The 16,627-nt window shown below is 64.9% G+C and carries 18 protein-coding genes and 1 tRNA gene; 10 read left to right on the forward strand and 9 right to left on the reverse strand.

All coding sequences use genetic code 11. From position 1 onward, the window contains the following. The first annotated feature begins 67 nt into the window (after positions 1-67). The 5 genes from J5474_RS08940 to J5474_RS08960 all read left to right on the forward strand — a co-directional run bounded on the left by J5474_RS08940 (position 68) and on the right by J5474_RS08960 (position 3,012). A complete protein-coding gene (locus J5474_RS08940; RefSeq protein WP_209360561.1) occupies positions 68-664 on the forward strand; it encodes a LysE family translocator in 597 nt (198 codons plus the stop codon). 122 nt (positions 665-786) lie between these two features. Next, positions 787-1,749: an acetyl-CoA carboxylase carboxyltransferase subunit alpha gene (locus J5474_RS08945; protein WP_209360562.1), complete on the forward strand. Its 963-nt coding sequence runs from the start codon at positions 787-789 to the stop codon at positions 1,747-1,749. Positions 1,750-1,859: 110 nt separating this feature from the next. Then, a complete protein-coding gene (locus tag J5474_RS08950) occupies positions 1,860-2,201 on the forward strand; it encodes a spore germination protein GerW family protein (RefSeq protein ID WP_209360563.1) in 342 nt (113 codons plus the stop codon). Next, complete coding sequence (locus J5474_RS08955; protein ID WP_209360564.1) at positions 2,201-2,740, forward strand: DUF2953 domain-containing protein; 540 nt, start codon at positions 2,201-2,203, stop codon at positions 2,738-2,740. The genes J5474_RS08950 and J5474_RS08955 overlap by 1 nt, the downstream gene beginning before the upstream one ends. Further along, entirely contained in the window at positions 2,737-3,012 is a 276-nt protein-coding gene (locus tag J5474_RS08960; protein ID WP_209360565.1) for a hypothetical protein, read from the forward strand. Before J5474_RS08955 ends, J5474_RS08960 begins: the two co-directional genes overlap by 4 nt. 8 nt (positions 3,013-3,020) lie before the next feature. Here the strand turns inward: J5474_RS08960 and J5474_RS08965 are convergent, their stop codons facing one another. Together J5474_RS08965 and J5474_RS08970 are read right to left on the reverse strand one after the other, a co-directional pair. After that, positions 3,021-3,671 carry a GntR family transcriptional regulator gene (locus tag J5474_RS08965; RefSeq protein ID WP_209360566.1) on the reverse strand — a complete coding sequence of 217 codons (651 nt, stop codon included), beginning with the start codon at positions 3,669-3,671 and terminating at the stop codon, positions 3,021-3,023. A 90-nt stretch (positions 3,672-3,761) separates the two neighbouring features. Continuing rightward, on the reverse strand, positions 3,762-4,466 hold the full coding sequence (locus J5474_RS08970; protein WP_209360567.1) for a M48 family metallopeptidase: 705 nt from the start codon (positions 4,464-4,466) through the stop codon (positions 3,762-3,764). Between the two features lie 109 nt (positions 4,467-4,575). On the opposite strand from J5474_RS08970, the gene J5474_RS08975 reads away from it, so the two are divergent. Beyond that, positions 4,576-4,896 carry a TIGR02300 family protein gene (locus J5474_RS08975; protein ID WP_209360568.1) on the forward strand — a complete coding sequence of 107 codons (321 nt, stop codon included), beginning with the start codon at positions 4,576-4,578 and terminating at the stop codon, positions 4,894-4,896. 242 nt (positions 4,897-5,138) lie between these two features. Next, a tRNA-Ala gene (locus J5474_RS08980) sits at positions 5,139-5,214 on the forward strand. 217 nt (positions 5,215-5,431) lie between these two features. On the opposite strand, the gene J5474_RS22760 is transcribed toward J5474_RS08980, so the two are convergent. Both J5474_RS22760 and amrB read right to left on the reverse strand, forming a co-directional pair. Next, positions 5,432-5,785, reverse strand: a complete 354-nt coding sequence (locus J5474_RS22760) for a hypothetical protein (RefSeq protein ID WP_245216358.1) — start codon at positions 5,783-5,785, stop codon at positions 5,432-5,434. A gap of 158 nt (positions 5,786-5,943) precedes the next feature. Next, positions 5,944-7,305 (reverse strand): AmmeMemoRadiSam system protein B, encoded by a 1,362-nt coding sequence (gene amrB, locus J5474_RS08990; RefSeq protein ID WP_209360569.1) that lies wholly within the window; start codon positions 7,303-7,305, stop codon positions 5,944-5,946. Positions 7,306-7,359: 54 nt separating this feature from the next. Here amrB and amrS point away from each other — a divergent pair, with 54 nt between their 5' ends. Then, positions 7,360-8,163, forward strand: coding sequence for an AmmeMemoRadiSam system radical SAM enzyme (amrS, locus tag J5474_RS08995; RefSeq protein ID WP_209360570.1), 804 nt, complete (start codon positions 7,360-7,362; stop codon positions 8,161-8,163). A gap of 325 nt (positions 8,164-8,488) precedes the next feature. Here the strand turns inward: amrS and J5474_RS09000 are convergent, their stop codons facing one another. The 3 genes from J5474_RS09000 to J5474_RS09010 all read right to left on the reverse strand — a co-directional run bounded on the left by J5474_RS09000 (position 8,489) and on the right by J5474_RS09010 (position 10,288). Further along, complete coding sequence (locus tag J5474_RS09000) at positions 8,489-8,782, reverse strand: hypothetical protein (protein ID WP_209360571.1); 294 nt, start codon at positions 8,780-8,782, stop codon at positions 8,489-8,491. Between the two features lie 423 nt (positions 8,783-9,205). Further along, complete coding sequence (locus tag J5474_RS09005) at positions 9,206-9,520, reverse strand: hypothetical protein (RefSeq protein ID WP_209360572.1); 315 nt, start codon at positions 9,518-9,520, stop codon at positions 9,206-9,208. Positions 9,521-9,523: 3 nt separating this feature from the next. Beyond that, positions 9,524-10,288, reverse strand: coding sequence for a sulfite exporter TauE/SafE family protein (locus J5474_RS09010; protein WP_209360730.1), 765 nt, complete (start codon positions 10,286-10,288; stop codon positions 9,524-9,526). Between the two features lie 147 nt (positions 10,289-10,435). Here J5474_RS09010 and J5474_RS09015 point away from each other — a divergent pair, with 147 nt between their 5' ends. Next, a complete protein-coding gene (locus J5474_RS09015; RefSeq protein WP_209360573.1) occupies positions 10,436-12,121 on the forward strand; it encodes an acyl-CoA dehydrogenase family protein in 1,686 nt (561 codons plus the stop codon). A 182-nt stretch (positions 12,122-12,303) separates the two neighbouring features. Here J5474_RS09015 and J5474_RS09020 read toward each other — a convergent pair whose 3' ends face one another. After that, the gene (locus J5474_RS09020) at positions 12,304-13,353 is read right to left on the reverse strand and encodes a fatty acid desaturase (protein WP_209360574.1); all 1,050 of its coding nucleotides are present in this window, start codon (positions 13,351-13,353) and stop codon (positions 12,304-12,306) included. 256 nt (positions 13,354-13,609) lie between these two features. On the opposite strand from J5474_RS09020, the gene J5474_RS09025 reads away from it, so the two are divergent. Beyond that, positions 13,610-13,948, forward strand: a complete 339-nt coding sequence (locus J5474_RS09025; protein ID WP_209360575.1) for a carboxymuconolactone decarboxylase family protein — start codon at positions 13,610-13,612, stop codon at positions 13,946-13,948. A 233-nt stretch (positions 13,949-14,181) separates the two neighbouring features. Here the strand turns inward: J5474_RS09025 and pheT are convergent, their stop codons facing one another. Beyond that, positions 14,182-16,590: a phenylalanine--tRNA ligase subunit beta gene (pheT, locus tag J5474_RS09030; protein ID WP_209360576.1), complete on the reverse strand. Its 2,409-nt coding sequence runs from the start codon at positions 16,588-16,590 to the stop codon at positions 14,182-14,184. Between the last annotated feature and the right edge of the window lie 37 nt (positions 16,591-16,627).

Consider the following 16,627-nt stretch of genomic DNA (forward strand, 5'->3'; position numbering starts at 1 on the left):
AATGCAATGCCATCCGCCGCATCTGATTGCGTCTTACGGGGCGCGGCGGGATGCGGTATGGCGCGGCATGACGCACGATCTTCTGCTTGCCCTCGCGGGCTTTGCCGCCGCCACGCTGTTCACGCCAGGCCCGAACAACCTGATGCTCGTCACTTCCGGTGCCAACTTCGGTTTGCGGCGGTCCATGCCGCACCTGTCGGGCGTGGCACTCGGGTTTCCGCTCATGATCCTGCCCGTTGGGCTGGGCGCGATGCGCGCCTTCGAAGCCTTCCCTCCGCTCTACACCATCCTGAAGGCCGCCGCCGTGGTCTACATGCTCTACCTCGCGTGGAAGATCGCCACCGCCGGAGCGGTAGGACAGGCAGACGCCGGGGCGCAGCCGCTGAGCTTCGTTCAGGCGGCAGCCTTCCAGTGGGTCAATCCAAAAGGGTGGTCGATGGCGCTGGGTGCGATCACGCTCTACGCGCCGGGGCATGACGTTGCCGGGGTGCTGTGGATCGCCGTCACCTTCCTCGCTCTGGGAACGCTCTCGGCTTTGACCTGGACGGGTTTCGGAACGGGGATCCGGCGCTGGCTGGCCGACCCGGTTCGGCTGACGTGGTTCAACCGAGGCATGGCATTGTTGCTGGTTGCAGCGATGGTGCCGGTTCTCGGCGCGCTCTAGGCGACTGCGGCGCGCCCGCTCCCGCCAGCACAAGGCTGCCCTTCGGCGCATGTTTTGTTGCAACTCGGCGCGGCGCGGGCCATATAGCCGCCAAAAGAAGCAAACCGTACAGAGGTGTCCCGATGGCCCATTACCTCGATTTCGAGAAGCCGCTGGCAGAGATCGAAGGCAAGGCAGAAGAACTGCGTGCCATGGCGCGTACGAACGCCGAGATGGACATCGAGGCGGAGGCCAAGGCGCTGGACCGCAAGGCCGAGCAGCTGCTGACCGACCTCTATTCCAAGCTCAGCCCCTGGCGGAAATGCCAGGTCGCGCGCCACCCCGAGCGCCCGCATTGCCGGGACTACATCGACGCGCTGTTCACCGAGTACACACCGCTGGCCGGAGACCGCAATTTTGCCGATGACAACGCGGTGATGGGCGGACTGGCGCGTTTCAACGACACCCCGGTCGTGGTGATCGGCCACGAGAAAGGCCACGACACGACGTCCCGGATCGAACACAACTTCGGCATGGCGCGTCCCGAAGGCTACCGCAAGGCGGTGCGCCTGATGGACATGGCGGATCGTTTCGGCCTGCCGGTGGTGACGCTGATCGACACGCCCGGCGCCTACCCGGGCAAGGGCGCCGAGGAACGCGGCCAGTCGGAGGCCATCGCGCGGTCGACGGAAAAGTGCCTGCAGATCAAGGTACCGCTGGTGGCCGTTGTCACCGGCGAAGGTGGCTCCGGCGGGGCGGTGGCCTTTGCCACGGCGAACCGCGTGGCGATGCTGGAGCATTCCGTCTACTCGGTGATCTCCCCCGAGGGATGCGCGTCAATCCTTTGGAAGGACGGCGGCCGCATGAAGGAAGCGGCCGAAGCACTGCGGCTGACGGCGCAGGACCTGCAGACACTGGGCGTCTGCGACCGGATCATCAAGGAACCCAAGGGCGGCGCGCACCGCGACCGCGCGGCGGCCATCGCAGAGGTCGGTCGCGCCATTGCCGCCATGCTCGACGAGCTGGACGGATCAAAGGGCGCGGAACTGGTGCAGGCGCGGCGCGCGAAGTTCCTGAACATGGGCGCACGCGGGCTGGCCGCCTGATTTCTCTCCGGCGCGGGTCCGGTCTGCGCTGGATCAAGGCACCGCATTCTCCAGTCTGCCACCCTGCCCGTGCCGGAGCCTGTTTTCCGGCGCGGCCAAGGAGCAGGATCATGCAAGATGTCGAAGCACTTCTGAAAAGCACTGTCGCGGAACTCGACCGCCTCTTGAGCGCACGAACCGTGCTGGGCGACCCCATCGAACGCGACGGCGCCACGGTGGTTCCCATCGTCAGTTTTGGCTTCGGGTTCGGTGCGGGCGGTCAGAATGGCGGCACCGGGGCGGGCGGCGGCACCGGTGCGGGCGGCGGTATCCGGCCCGTGGGCGCGGTCATCATTGACGCCAACGGCGCACGGGTGGAAGCGATGAAGGGCACCACGTCCTCCATCGTGGAGACGGTGGCGCGAGTCGCCACACGGGCGCTTGACCGGCGCGGCGGTCAGCCAGAGGCGTGATGACGCTGGTCTGGGTCGGGCTCGCGGTTCTGGCCGTCCTTCTGGGACTGCTTGCCCTGCCCGTCCGGCTATCGGTCAACCTGTCCCTGCAGGTGCCACGAGATTGGAATGCAGAGATCCGCTTCAGGATTCTGGCCCCGCTTCTGCCGTGGATCAGAGTGAAGCCGGGCACCCGGAAAGCCTTGCCCGACGCGCCTCGGGGCACAGGCTGGCGCCCTTCCACGGCCCAGCGGCACCGGATGCTGCGGGCCGTCCCCCAACTGGTCGCCAAACTACTTTCCTGTGTCCATATCGACAGGCTCTTGCTGGATATCGTCTTCGGCACGGGAGACCCTGCGACCACCGGAGAGACATTTGGCGCGCTGGCACCATTCCTCTACGGCACGCCCCGTCCGGCTGGCTGGAACGCTGCCGTGCGCCCCGATTTCGACAATGCGCGGCTGGAGGGCAGCGCGGCCTGTGAGTTGCGCCTGCGTCCCCTGGCCCTTGCGGGTCCGCTTCTGGGCTTCGTATGGTCCGTGTTCGGGGCGGGACGATGAGCATTCGTCTGGACCGACCACAGATAGTCGGCGGAAGCGCCGTCGCCGCCATCGTCCGGCAAGAGATCGAAGCACATGCTGTGCATGGCACGATCTGGGGCCACGGCGCGGTGGTGCCGTTGGGCTTCCTCTGTCTCGTCGAAGGGGATGAGGCCGCCTTCGACGGCGGCGGCACCCCAATATCGCATGAGGCGGTGGAGGCGCTTTTGCCCGATGCTTGGGACCAGTTCCGCACCGCCGTCGCACTGGCGCAGCCACGGCAACCCGAATGAACCGCCGATCAGGTGCGGTCGGCAATCATCTTCAGCCCCTGCGTCACATCGGTGCGCACCGCCAGCCGCAGGCCCGGCTCGTCCCCGGCCTTCAGCGCGGCAATGATCAGCCGGTGGTAATGCGGCGGCTCGGAGCGACGCAGCCGGGTGTAGAGCGCACGCATCGTCGGCCCCAGTTGCAGCCAGACAGTTTCGCACATGGCGAGCATCGCCGGGGCCTGTGCCCGCAGGTACAGCGTGCGATGAAATTCCAGGTTCGAGCGGATGTAACCGACCGCGTCCCGGTTCGACACCACGTCGGCGATTGTCGCGTTGATGGTCTGCAAACGTTCGATCAGCGCCATATGCGCGCGCGGCAGCGCGCGAGAGGCGAGTTCCACCTCGATCAGGGCGCGCAGGGCGGCCAACTCCTCGATTCGTTCGTTGGACAGTTCCGGCGTCGCAACGCGGCCCGATGACGACATCGAGAGAGCGCCTTCGGCCACCAGTCGGTTCACCGCCTCGCGTGCGGGTGTCATCGAGCAGTCGAACTCCCGCCCGATGCCGCGGAGGGTCAAAGCATGGCCCGGCGCGATCTGCCCGTGCATGATCCTCGTCCGGAGGCCCCGATAGACCCGATCGTGGGCCGAGGTGGTGATATCCTTGATGACGGGCTGCATGGCTCTCTTGTGATCACGTTTGCGGGTCGGGTCAATGCCGGAAAACCGCCTGCCTCCGGGCGACAGACCCGGCTCCGGATCGCCGGGTCCTTATGTCTCTCCCGCCGCCTCGAACCGGTAGCGGTGCAGTTCGTTTCCATGTTCTTTCAACCACTTGCGTGGCGGGCGCCAATCCCCGTACAGACGCTCCACCTCATCCCAGAAGGCCCGGGAATGGTTCATGTGCCGCAGGTGCGCCACCTCGTGGGCAGCCACGTAGTCGAGCACTTCGGGATGGCCCAGCACCAGCCGCCACGAATACATCAGTGCGCCATCCGACGTGCAGGATCCCCAGCGCGACCGTGTATCGCGTAGCGTCAGCCGCGTGTAGGGCCGCCCGAGACGCGCAGCATAGAGGTCGGACGCCCGGGCGAGGCGGTCGCGGGCAAGCGTCTTGAGAAACCCTGAAAGTCGCGCCGACACGCGGTCCGGGTCGCCCGGGACCTGCACCTGCCCGTCAAGCAGCCGGACAGAGCGGCCCGCGCCGGAGACGACCTCGTGCAGGGCGCCTTCGATCGGCAAGCGGGCGCCCAGCCCGATCTCCACCGGCGCGCACTGCGCCGAGAGGTGACGGCGCAGCCACGCCTCCTTTGACCGCAGAAAGGCCGCGCCCTCGCGCTCCGGCACTGCGCGCGGCAGGGTCAATGTCACCCGCCCGTCCAGTTGGGAGATTCGCAACGACAGGCGACGTGCGCGCGCAGAGCGGCGTACGGTCACGGCGATCTCGGGGTTGCCAGCCAGCCTGATCTGCCCCATATGAGCCACTCTCCCCCCAAAGGCTTTGACTTAATTCCGGTCTTATGGCAGGGGGCAAAGATTGTCGACGGGGGCCGCGCCCGGTCCCGCCATCCAAGAGGGGATCACCATGCCGAAGGAAGAATGGGGCACAAAGCGCGTCTGCCCGACCACCGGCAAGCGCTTTTATGACCTGAACCGTACGCCGATCGTCAGCCCCTACACGGGCGAGGTCGTCAATCTCGAGACCGGCAAGCGCAGCCTTATCGCTGCTGACGCAGCCGACGCCGCCAACAAGGCCAAGCGCAAGGACAGCGAAGAGTCGGATATTCTCGACGACGATGATGTCGAAGTCGATCTGGACGACGACGAGGTTCTCGAAGACGAGGACGACGACGACAACGTTTCGCTCGACGATCTCAAGGATGTCGCGAGCGACGACGACGAGTAACAATTCAGGGGCCCGATCCGATGCAGGACGGGCCTCTTTCACATCCCGGACCCGGCTCTGGCCAGGGGGCCGGGGCAGGTCACGGAGGGGTCGGCAAGTGCTGCAAAAAATCCGGGCGTCGGGCACATTTTCCGCTTGATCCCCCGGGCAGCAGCGCGTAATCACCCCCGCACGGCGCCGGTGGTGCCGCCCAGGGATGACGCCTCCGACACCGCAAGGCAGGGAGGCAAAGACCGAAAATCGGGGCCTTAGCTCAGCTGGGAGAGCGCTACAATGGCATTGTAGAGGTCAGGGGTTCGATCCCCCTAGGCTCCACCATCCCTCCACTCTCGGAGGACGAAAGAGACCCGCCGCGTGCGGGTCTTTTCGTTTTGCGGTCACGGCTCAGGCATCAGCCCCTTACCGAAGGCTTTCGGCGCGGGCCGCCCCTCCTGCAACAGATGCTGCAGGACATGCGCCACCATCAGCGCGTCACCCAGCGCATCGTGTCCCCGCGCGCCCGCCACCTCCAGCCCGAAGTAGGGGGAGGCAAGGGTTAGCTGCGAGTCCGGTGGAGGTCATCGAGCGGCATCCCGGCCGCCAGCAGCAGATTGCAGGCGTTGCCAAAACGGCTGGCAGGCAGTGGCGGTGCGCGCCCCGCTACGTGACAGCTGATGGCAAGCATGTTGAATTCGTCCTTGCCCCGCGACCACAGACGGTCGCTGCCGGCAAAATCCTTCACCTGCGCAAGTGCGTCCGCCAGCGACAGACCCTCGGTGTCGATTATCCCGTCGGTGGCCCCGATCGGCCGGGTGAACAGCGGGTGGAGCGGGAACTCTGCCGCCCTGCCGATTTCGCGGTACGACGTGAAGGCGCAGCGTTGCGCCGATGTCCCCCCACGCCGGGTCAAAGCGGACCAGGCCGATCTGCACAACGAACGGGTCCGGGTCGGCCGGGCCGCACCAGGACCGTTGCGGCGCCCCCGGCGCCGTCAGAGATTCGCAGTCGAAAATCACACAGACCATCGCACTCTCTCCCGTGGCGCGCCCTCCCGTGTGGCGGGCAAGCTCAGCCCTCGGAAAAACTTTCGGCGTGGAAACGGTCCACGGTCACGCTTTGAGACCAATGCGCGCTCGACAGACCTGCCTTAGTCTTCAACGTCTCGATGAAGGCGCGCGGCTGTGGCAGCTTCTCCCAGACCATCGGAAGGAAGGTGCCCGCATGAACCCCGTCGCGCAGGATCAGCCCGTCACGTCCCGGGACGAGCTGCGACTCGAGGTCCGCCTGATCGGTAAACCGCATCCTGCGTGCGGGCGACAGGACCGCGATCTTGATCGTCGTCCGCTCCAGTTCCCCGAACCGGATCGGGCGAAAACGCGGATCCTCCAGCGCCGCTCGCTGCACGTTCAGCGCCACATCCTCCGCCAGCGAGCACTGCGGCATAAGTGAGCCGATGCACCCGCGCAGACGGCCGTCCTGCTCCAGCGTGACAAAGCTCGTCCCCTGCCCCTGCAACTCCGGTGGGAAGCTTGCAACCTCGATGTCTGGCGGCCGGCCAGTTGCCAGGCGGGATTGCAGAACCTGCCGGGCGGCGCGCAGCAATTGCGCCCGGTGGCGCGCACTGATTGCCGTCGCGCTGCCCGGTGTCAGCGCCCACGCGCCATAGCCCACGGTACGCTTCGCGTCGCCGGTCGTGGTGTGCGAATTGGCAAGTCCGAGGCGAACCACCCGCGCACCTTGCGCGTGCTCCGAGGCGAGAAAACCGGTGATCGCCCGCGCACCGCACGCATCTTCCGGCATCAGCTTTGCCCCCTTCCCACCCTCCAGTCGTGCGGCGGTGGCGTTATCGCGCAGTTTCGCGCGGTCGAGGGGCAGAAAATGGCTGAGGTCGCTCGACAGGACGAAAAGCGTATTAGTCTGCTGCGCAAGCTGGTCGATGGCTGTTGCGACCTGACCGGTGTCGACACGGCCCAGCACAAGCGCCAGAACCGGCACCTCGGGAAAAAGCGCGTGCAGGAAGGGCAGCTGAACCTCCACCCCGTGCTCATGGTCGTGCGCCGCATCCTCTACCTTCGCCAGCGCCGCGCCGGTCAGAAGGTCGCGCCCCTGCAAATCCATCGGCACCATCCCGGTCGGGATGCGAAACGCGGCCTGAGAGGGGATGCCGATCCCGTCGAATACGTGGCGATGCGATGGTGAGAGCACGACAATACGCGCGGGGTCCGCCGCCCGCGCGGCCCCCAGTGCCCGCGCCATGAGTGCGCCGGAAAACGGATAGCCCGCGTGCGGCGAGATTACCGCCATCGGCACGGAGGGCACGGCAGGCGCCTCACGCAGCAGCGCGGCGACCTGGCTCGCCAGCGCCTGCGCGTCGCCGGGGTAGAAGCGACCGGCCACAGCGGGGTCTCGCCCGGTTGAAGTCATCGTCATCACGCTCTCCTTACGGTAAGATGGTCGCGCGAAACCTTCGGAAAGGGAACCCACATGGACAAGGCTTTGCCATGGCAGGAAGAAGCCCCCGACGGTCGACTGATCTGTACGCTCTGCCCGCGCGCCTGCACGCTGCGCGACGGGCAGCGCGGCATGTGCTTTGTGCGCAAGCGCGAGGGCGATGCCATCGTTCTGGAAACCTACGGTCGGTCCACCGGCTTCAGCATCGACCCGATCGAGAAGAAACCGCTCAACCATTTTCTGCCCGGCACGCCCGTGCTGTCCTTTGGGACGGCGGGCTGCAACCTCGCCTGCAAGTTTTGTCAGAACCACGAAATTTCCAAGAGCCGCGAGGTCGCGTCACTGAGCGTGCGCGCCACGCCCGAGATGATCGCCAAGGCGGCGCTGCGGGACGGCTGCGCTTCTGTCGCCTTCACCTACAACGATCCGGTGATCTTCTTCGAGTACGCACTGGACACAGCGAAGGCCTGCCACGAGGCGGGACTGAAAAGCGTGGCGGTGACGGCAGGCTATATCTCGCCCGCCCCGCGCCCCGCGTTCTTTGACGCCATGGACGCGGCCAACATCGACCTCAAGGGATTCTCCGAACGCTTTTACCGCGACCTCACCGGGGCCTCGCTGGCGCCTGTTCTGGACACGATTCGCTACGCCGTGCAGGAGGCGCGAACGTGGGTGGAACTGACCGTGTTGCTGATCCCCGGCGAAAACGACGGCCCGGCGGAACTGGAAGCGTTGTGCCAGTGGGTCGTTGAAACCTGCGGGCCGGACGTGCCGGTGCATTTCAGCGCCTTCCACCCGGATTTCCGTATGCTGGACCACAAACGCACCCCGGTCTAAACCCTGCTGCGCGCCCGCAAGACGGCGACGGCGGCGGGACTGCGGTACGTCTACGTCGGCAATGTGCACCACGAGGCCGCTCAGTCCACCTGGTGCCCCGGCTGTGGGGAAAAGGTCATCGGCCGCGACTGGTATGCCCTGACAGACTGGCGGCTGGACGACCGCGGCCATTGCACGGCCTGCGGCACGCGTATCGCGGGCGTCTTCGAAGGCCAGCCGGGCAACTGGGGTCGCAAACGTCAATCCGTGCGACTGAATTGCCCCCCTGAACACAGCGCGCCCCGATCGAGGCTGACCGGAGCGCGGTGACCCGAGGCGGCGCGGATCAGTTGTAAGTACAGGTCAGAACAGTGCGCTTCTTGCCGAGGAACGGCTTCACCGTGACAAAGCGCGTGCCCTTGTACGGGTCCTTGCAGGCCAGCCCGGAGTAATGCCCCTGAACGTAGGGTTCCCCGCCGGTGAAGCAGACGTTGTAGACAGCCAGACCCTTGCGGTACTTGTCGCAACCGGGGGTAGTCAAGTCCATCGGGCCATCGTAGGACTGATGGCCCGCGGATGCTGCGGTGGCCAGAGCGGAAAATGCGAATGCGGCTGCGCCGAGGAAAGTCATGATCTTCATTAGTAACCTCCAAAAATAAGTTGGTGATGGGAATTAAGACCGATTCTCGGCCGCCTGTCGCGCAAAAAAGGCGAAAATAAGGCGGAAGCCAATAGTATGCTGGATCGACGCACAGGCGACAAGCTGGGGAAGATAAGTCAAGGTCAGGGAAACCCGATCAAGGCGTTTGGGTTTCTCAAAACGTGTTGCCCGCATCCTCCTTTCCCGACGGTGAAAAGTCTGCAAATCGGCTTTAAAACATAGGCGGAGAAGGTATCTTTTCGAATACAGCATCCGCGACACAGGGCAATAAAACACGAATTGCTGCAAAGACGTTCTCGCAATTGAGAAAATGTTTCTTTGTCGGGATTATTTGAAGAGTGAACCACCGCGCGGTGAAACGCGCGGCCGCTTCGATGGAAAGTCCCGTGTATGACGATACTGTCACACGGAGGCGAAGCAGGCCAGCGCCGTGCCGTGTACTCCGATATCCACCGGGCCAAAGATCGAATCCACGCAAAGCGAGAACAGTTCAATTTCCGGCATGTAGACCAGCGTGTAAGCCCCGTTGGAGCGCGTGACCAGAACGCCGGTCCGGGTTGCGCCACCGGGGATGTTGACCGTCACCGACCGCGGACGCGCGCGTTGGCGGGAAAAGTCCTCCAGCAGCATCCGGTCGGCGCGGGTCTGGCACGGGTGGGTCGCCAGCTCGGCGTCGATCCTTGCCGTGACCTCGGCGGCGAGGGCCCCTGCCGCCATGGCTCAGCTCAGGCCGCGCCGGACGAGATTGAGCCCGGCGAGCAGAAGTACGAACAGGGTGGCGCGTCGGAACTGCGCCTGATCGATACGGTCCTGCACGCGCTGGCCGAGCACCATTCCGAGGATGGCGGGCACCAGCAACGCCGCCGAAAACCACGCTGTCTGCCCGTTCAGAACTCCAGAGGCGATATGCGCCCCCACCAGCGCCACAGCGCCCAAGCCGTAGATGACGCCCTGCACGCGCATCTGTTCGGCTTTCTCGGTCCCGAGCGCAGTCAGATAGGCCACCGTCGGTGGTCCCCAGACACCCGACAGTCCACCGATGAAACCCGCGAAAGCGCCAATACCCGCCTCTGCCACGGTCTGACGACCGGGCGCGATGCGCAACTGCCAGCCCGCCAGTTGCGCGCAGGCAAAGAGCACGATCGGTACACCGATCATCACCAGCAGTGTCGGCCCATCAAGGACCGCCACCAGTTGCGCCGAACCCAGCAGCGTCACGAGCCCCAGCCCGAGAAAGAGCCGGAAACGCTTAACCGACCGCCAAGCCGCCGCGGCGCCTTGCCGCAGGGCCTGCATGCCGTTGGTCACCACCGTTGGCAGGATCAACCCGGCAAGCGCCACCTCCGGCGGCAGAAAGGAAGAGAGCGACGAAATCAGCACCATTGGCATGGCAAAACCGACCATGCCCTTGACCACGCCAGCAAGAAATCCGGCGGCGAGAGCAGCAAGCAGGACGGTTGCGGGAAGATCTTGTAGAAGGTCCATGGCGAAGCGGTAGCATGTCCGCGAATGCTGCACCCGCTCAAAATGCTGGCGCAAGAATTGATCAAAGCGTTCACTCGCTGGGTATTTTTGTTGCGCTGCAAGTGCAAAGGCTTTAGGACCGGGCCAACCAGTTGATGGAGACGATTCATGGCGCATGACGGACAAACATCTCAGCTCGGGAACGTGATCCTGCCCGACCTGCTGCAACTGACCGGCGCGGCCATCGCACCCGTGACCTCGGTTCTGGAAGCTGCAAAGACTCGCGTGCGCGATCGGGTGAGCATTGACGGCCGTGTGTCCGCCAAGGCGGTCGAGGAGAACCAGACCGCAGCGCACGGGCTGGCATGGCTGGCGACCTACGTCGAAGCACTGAAAGAGATGCAGGGCTGGGCAGAGCGCCTGTCGGCAGAGGGCGGCCTTGGCGAGGTGGAACAGCTGATCCACCAGATCGCATTCGGCGAATACCTCGCGCAGATCATGGGCGGCATCCAGATGAACCAGGGCGAGATCGTGCGCCTGACGGACCTTGGTCTGACGCCCGCAGACGCGCAGCCGCTTGCCTGCGACGCCATCATCACGTTGACCATGAACGGTAACAGCCAGCACGCTCGCACGCGTCTCGTGGAACTGATGGTTGAGCGTTCGGCGGAAATCACCGTGGGGCGCACCGGCCTCGACGAAGAGCTAGAGATGATCCGCGAGCAGTTCCGGCGCTATGCGGTCGACAAGGTGGAACCGAACGCCCACGAATGGCACCTCAAGGACGAACTGATCCCGATGGAGATCATTGAGGAGCTGTCCGAGATGGGCGTCTTCGGCCTGACCATTCCGGAGGAGTTCGGCGGCTTCGGCCTGTCAAAGGCTTCGATGTGCGTTGTTTCGGAGGAACTGTCGCGCGGCTACATCGGTGTGGGGTCGCTGGGCACGCGGTCGGAAATCGCGGCAGAGCTGATCATCGCCGGCGGCACCGATGCGCAAAAGGCCAAATGGCTGCCCAGACTCGCCTCCGGCGAGGTACTGCCCACGGCGGTCTTTACCGAGCCGAACACCGGCTCCGACCTCGGAAGCCTCAGGACCCGTGCGGTAAAGGACGAGAACGGCGACTACCGCGTGACGGGCAACAAGACCTGGATCACCCACGCCGCGCGCACGCACATCATGACCTTGCTGGCCCGCACCGACCCGTCGACCGATGATTACAAGGGCCTGTCCATGTTCATCGCGGAAAAGACACCGGGCACGGACGAGGCCCCCTTCCCCACCGATGGGATGACCGGTGGAGAAATCGAGGTTCTTGGGTATCGCGGCATGAAGGAGTACGAGCTTGGCTTCGACAACTTCAAGGTCGCGGGCGAGAACCTGCTGGGCGGAAAGGAAGGCAAGGGCTTCAAGCAGTTGATGGAGACCTTTGAATCCGCCCGCATCCAGACGGCGGCGCGCGCCATCGGTGTGGCGCAGGCGGCGCTGGATGTCGGCCTGCGCTACGCACAGGAACGTAAGCAATTCGGCAAGTCTCTGATCGCCTTCCCGCGCGTTTCGGGCAAGCTCGCCATGATGGCGGTTGAGATCATGATCGCACGGCAGCTGACCTACTTTTCCGCCCGTGAGAAGGACGAAGGCCGTCGCTGTGACCTTGAGGCCGGAATGGCCAAGCTGCTGGGCGCCCGGGTCGCCTGGGCGGCAGCGGACAACGCACTGCAGATCCATGGCGGCAACGGCTTCGCGCTGGAATATACGGTGTCGCGCATCCTGTGCGACGCCCGGATCCTGAATATCTTCGAGGGTGCGGCGGAAATTCAGGCCCAGGTGATCGCACGCCGCTTGCTGGCCTGAAGCACAGCGCTTTCGGACCACCATGATCGGCCCCGCCCTGCCCGGCGGGGCCTTTTGATTTCTTCACGGCGCAGGGCGGAAATATGAAAAGTCTGCCGCAGGAGGTCAGGGATGATCGCGCGCCACGTGGAAACGGCGCCCGCGAAGGACGCCGTTGAAAACGGTTCAGGAACGATTTGCTGTCAGGCGATGCCGTACTGCATCCGGGCCTCGCGGAAGGACAGCAAGCGCTGCTGAGCCTCGTCCCAAAGGTGCAGCTTCACCGTCTTGAGGCTGTCCCGGATGGTCAGGCGCTGCGCTTCTGCGAGTTCGGCATGGTGGCGGATCACTTCCGGCAGACGGTAGAACGGGATACGCGAATAGAGGTGGTGCACGTGGTGGATACCGATGTTGCCCGAGAGCCAGCGCAGCGGCTGCGGCAGTACATAGTGCGAGCTGCCCTCCAACGCGGCGTGGTGCAGCTGCCAGTCGGGCTCATGGGACCAATGCGTATCCTCGAACTGGTGCTGGACATAGAACAGCCAAACCCCGATTGACGCCGCCGCCACCGCCGTCGGCAGATAGATCCATAGGATCGGGGCCCAACCGCCGAACCACAGGATCGCCGCGACGATGACCGAAATCATGACGTTTGTGCCCATGGCCGAGACCCAGTAGCGCCATCCCGACCGCATCAGCCAGACCGGCAGGCGGTGCTGCAGCAGGAACATATACGCCGGGCCGATGACAAAGAGCGTGACCGGATTGCGGTACAGGCGGTAGACGAACCGCCCCAGCGGGCCGCGCGCGTGGTATTCCTCCACAGTGAGTGTGGTGACATCGCCGATACCCCGCTGTTCGAGGTTGCCGTGATGCGAATGGTGAATGGCGTGGGTCCGCTTCCACACATCATAGGGGGTCAGCGTAAGCACGCCCAAGGCGCGTCCCAGCCAATCCTGAACCGTACGGTTGGACAGGTACGCCCCGTGACCGCAGTCGTGCTGGATAATGAACAGCCGCACGAGGAAGGCGCCATTGACCAGAGCAAGCAGCAGGCTCAGCCACGGGCTAACCGACAACAGCGCCCAGGCCGCCGCCCAGATACCAAAAAAAGGCGCCAGCGTGACACCGAGTTCGAACAGGCTGCGGCCGGTGGATGGCTCGCGATATTTGGCGAGGATCTTCAGCCAGTCCTTCGCGGACCGGGGCGCGGTGGCATCGGTCGAATTCGGGATCGTTGTCATGTCTTTCATCAAGGCCTGTCTTTCTGGGCACCGGCTGAACCGATGTTTTCTTGGCCTTGGCAGAAAACTCCTAACAAAGTGCTCTATTCAGGCTGCATCCACCTAAGGGTGGACGGCAATTTTTTCAACAGATTTAAGGAAAAGCGCGCGCTTTCCCGCCTCACGATAGCGGCACTGCGCACTTGCCCCTACGGCAGATGATCCTGATCAAGGCAAGGCCCCGGCGGCCATGGTCAAGGAAGCCATCGATGAAGGAGCATGGACGATGTCCTACACGGATAAATTCGCAGAGACCCGTAACAACCTCCGCAACTTGCGCAGAACGATCCCGGAAACCTTTGCCGGCTTCGTGGCACTGGAACAGGCGGCGTCTCAGGACCGCGCGCTGCCGCACAAGACCAAAGAGCTCATCGCTCTTGGCATCGCGGTCGGGCTGCGCTGCGAGGACTGCATCATTTCCCACGTGGGCGCCTGCCTGCGCGCGGGGGCCAATCGAGAGGAAGTGGCCGAGGCGCTGGGGACGGCCATCCAGATGTCGGGCGGACCGGGGCTGATGTACGCCGCCAAGGCGCTGTCCGTTTACGACGAACTCTACGAGTCATAAGCGCTACCGGCGCCGCTCGCGCGGGCGACGGCGAGGGGCTTGCCGCGCAGGGCCAAGGGCGGCGACAGCGTTGTTCGGGCCATCCGCGCGGCAGTCTTCCCCCTTATGGCAAACTGAATCGCCCGATTGGGTTGCAACACCCGGCACCCGGTCACGGGCGAACATTTTGCCACCTGCAAGAAACAGGCAACGGGGCCCGAAAGGGCCCCGCGCGGCCGCAGTACCGAACGGAATCAGCCGCGCAGGCAGCCGCCCGTGGCCTTGGCGACCTTGTCGATGATCTTGGCCGCGACCGCCTCGATGTCCTTTTCCTTCAATGTCTTGTCCGTCGGCTGCAGGCGCACGGTCAGCGCAAGGCTCTTCTTGCCCTCGCCGAGGCTGCCACCGATAAACTCGTCAAAGACACGTACGTCGGCGATCAGCGCCTTGTCCGCGCCCTGCGCCGCGTTGACCAGCGTCAGCGCTTCCACGTCGGCGTCCACCACGAAAGCAAAGTCACGCTCAACCGGCTGCAAGTCGTTCAGTGCCAGCGCCGGACGGGTCGCGCCCTTCTTCTTGGGCAGCGGTACCTCCGCAGGGTGGATGACGAAGGCCACCGCCGGGCCCTTGATATCCATTGCCGCCAGCACCTTGGGGTGCAGTTCGCCAAAGGTGCCCAGCACCTTCTTCGGGCCGAGGCAGAAACGGCCGTGCCGCCCCGGATGCCACCAACCCTCGCCACCGCGCATGATCTGCATCTTTGCAGGTGCGCCAATGGCCGCAAGCACGGCCTCCGCATCCGCCTTCGCGTCATACAGGTCCACGGGCCGCGCGGCGCCGTGCACGTCCTTGGGTCCGGAGCGGCCCACCAGCAGGCCGCCGATCATCTGCGACTGCTCGCCTGGCTCGCCGCCGTGGAAGGCCGCGCCAACTTCGAAAAGAGCGAGATCCGCGAAGCCTCGCGCCTGATTACGGGCCGCAGCGCGCAGCAGACCCGGCAGCAATTGCGGACGCATATGTGACATGTCCGACGAGATCGGATTCGCCAGCATGGTGGCGTCGTCACCACCACCAAAAAGCGCCGCCGCCTCCCGATCGATGAAACTGTAAGTCACGCATTCGTTGTAGCCCAGCGCCGCGACGGTGCGCCGCGCGATCTGTTCGCGCTTTTGCTGGGCCGAGAGGATCTGCTTGGGCACCCCCGCCATACGCGGCAGCGGCCGCCCCTTGAGCTTCGTCAGAGACGCAATGCGCGCCACTTCCTCGACAAGGTCGGCCTGGCCCAGCACGTCGGGGCGCCAAGACGGCACATGCGCGAGGTTGCCCTCCATACGGAAGCCGAGGCGCGTCAGGGTCTGGCGCTGTTCACTCTCCGGGATTTCCATGCCAACCAGTGACACGACTCGCTCCGGGTCAAGCCGGTAGGCGCGCGCGGTATCGGGCACGGCGCCCGCCACGACGGCCTCCGACGGCTCCCCGCCGCAAAGGTCAACAATCATCGCTGTCGCGTCGTCCAGCGCCTGCCGGTTGTACGCCGGGTCGATGCCGCGTTCGTTTCGGTAACGCGCGTCGGAATTGATCTTCAACACACGACCGGTTTGGGCGATCTGGATGCGGTCCCAGACGGCGGCCTCAAGAAAAACGTTCACCGTCTCCTCAGTGCAGCCTGTGGCAAGCCCGCCCATGATGCCACCGATCGACTCGATGCCCGAGTCGTCGGAGATCACCACCTGCCCACCGGGGAAGGTGTAGGTCTTCTCGTCCAGCCCGACCAGCATCGCCCCCTCGGGCGCGCGGTGCACACGCAGGTTTCCGGCCACCTTGTCCGCGTCGAAGACGTGCAGCGGCCGGTTACGGTCAAAGGTGAAGAAGTTCGTGATGTCTACCAGCGCCGAGATCGGACGCAGGCCGATGGCACGCAGACGATCCTGCAACCACTTCGGGCTGGGCCCGTTCTTTACGCCGCGAATCAGGCGACCGGCAAAGACCTCGCACCCTTCCGCGCGCGCGTCCTCGTCGATGCTGACGGTGATCGGGCTGGGAAAAGACCCCTCGATGGCCGCCTTTCTCAGCGGCTTCAGAGTGCCCAGCCCCCGCGCGGCGAGATCACGGGCGATGCCATGCACGCCCAACGCGTCCTGCCGGTTCGGGGTGATGGCGATCTCGATCACCGGGTCGACCTTCGACGGGTCGTTCGCGGCCAGCCAGTCAGTGAACTTCTGCCCGACCTCGGCCCCAATGGAATCTGCGGGCAGTTCGATGATGCCCGCGTGTTCGTCCGACAGTTCCAGCTCCCGCTCGGAGGCCATCATGCCGTGGCTTTCCACGCCACGAATGTTGCCCACCGACAGCGTCATGTCGATGCCGGGCACGTAGTCGCCGGGCTTGGCCAGCACCACGGTGATGCCCTCGCGCGCGTTGGGCGCGCCGCAGACGATCTGCTTCTCGCCCTCGTCGGTCATTACCTTGCAGACCCGCAGGCGGTCGGCGTCGGGGTGCTGCTCGGCGTGGACCACCTTGGCCAGCGTGAAGGCGGAAAGCTTCGCGGCGGGATTCACCACCTCCTCGACCTCCAGCCCGAGGTCGGTCAGCGTCTCCGCGATCTCCTCGACGGTTGCCGTGGTGTCCAGGTGTTCCTTCAGCCAGGAAAGGGTGAATTTCATGAGCCTCGCCCCGATCAGAAAATGCGTCCGGCCTCCC

Origin of the sequence: Sagittula salina (assembly GCF_017813235.1) — a bacterium.
Classification (GTDB): Bacteria; Pseudomonadota; Alphaproteobacteria; order Rhodobacterales; family Rhodobacteraceae; genus Sagittula; species Sagittula salina.

Bases quoted from the DNA above. Each gene is read 5' to 3' on its own strand.
- J5474_RS08955 (WP_209360564.1), top strand. From the start codon at position 2,201: ATGACGCTGGTCTGGGTCGGGCTCGCGGTTCTGGCCGTCCTTCTGGGA.
- pheT (WP_209360576.1), bottom strand. From the start codon at position 16,590: ATGAAATTCACCCTTTCCTGGCTGAAGGAACACCTGGACACCACGGCA.
- amrB (WP_209360569.1), bottom strand. From the start codon at position 7,305: ATGACGATGACTTCAACCGGGCGAGACCCCGCTGTGGCCGGTCGCTTC.
- J5474_RS09010 (WP_209360730.1), bottom strand. From the start codon at position 10,288: ATGGACCTTCTACAAGATCTTCCCGCAACCGTCCTGCTTGCTGCTCTC.
- J5474_RS08950 (WP_209360563.1), top strand. From the start codon at position 1,860: ATGCAAGATGTCGAAGCACTTCTGAAAAGCACTGTCGCGGAACTCGAC.
- J5474_RS09005 (WP_209360572.1), bottom strand. From the start codon at position 9,520: ATGGCGGCAGGGGCCCTCGCCGCCGAGGTCACGGCAAGGATCGACGCC.
- J5474_RS09020 (WP_209360574.1), bottom strand. From the start codon at position 13,353: ATGAAAGACATGACAACGATCCCGAATTCGACCGATGCCACCGCGCCC.
- J5474_RS08940 (WP_209360561.1), top strand. From the start codon at position 68: ATGACGCACGATCTTCTGCTTGCCCTCGCGGGCTTTGCCGCCGCCACG.
- J5474_RS09025 (WP_209360575.1), top strand. From the start codon at position 13,610: ATGTCCTACACGGATAAATTCGCAGAGACCCGTAACAACCTCCGCAAC.
- J5474_RS08975 (WP_209360568.1), top strand. From the start codon at position 4,576: ATGCCGAAGGAAGAATGGGGCACAAAGCGCGTCTGCCCGACCACCGGC.
- amrS (WP_209360570.1), top strand. From the start codon at position 7,360: ATGGACAAGGCTTTGCCATGGCAGGAAGAAGCCCCCGACGGTCGACTG.
- J5474_RS09000 (WP_209360571.1), bottom strand. From the start codon at position 8,782: ATGAAGATCATGACTTTCCTCGGCGCAGCCGCATTCGCATTTTCCGCT.
- J5474_RS08965 (WP_209360566.1), bottom strand. From the start codon at position 3,671: ATGCAGCCCGTCATCAAGGATATCACCACCTCGGCCCACGATCGGGTC.
- J5474_RS08960 (WP_209360565.1), top strand. From the start codon at position 2,737: ATGAGCATTCGTCTGGACCGACCACAGATAGTCGGCGGAAGCGCCGTC.
- J5474_RS08945 (WP_209360562.1), top strand. From the start codon at position 787: ATGGCCCATTACCTCGATTTCGAGAAGCCGCTGGCAGAGATCGAAGGC.
- J5474_RS09015 (WP_209360573.1), top strand. From the start codon at position 10,436: ATGGCGCATGACGGACAAACATCTCAGCTCGGGAACGTGATCCTGCCC.
- J5474_RS08970 (WP_209360567.1), bottom strand. From the start codon at position 4,466: ATGGGGCAGATCAGGCTGGCTGGCAACCCCGAGATCGCCGTGACCGTA.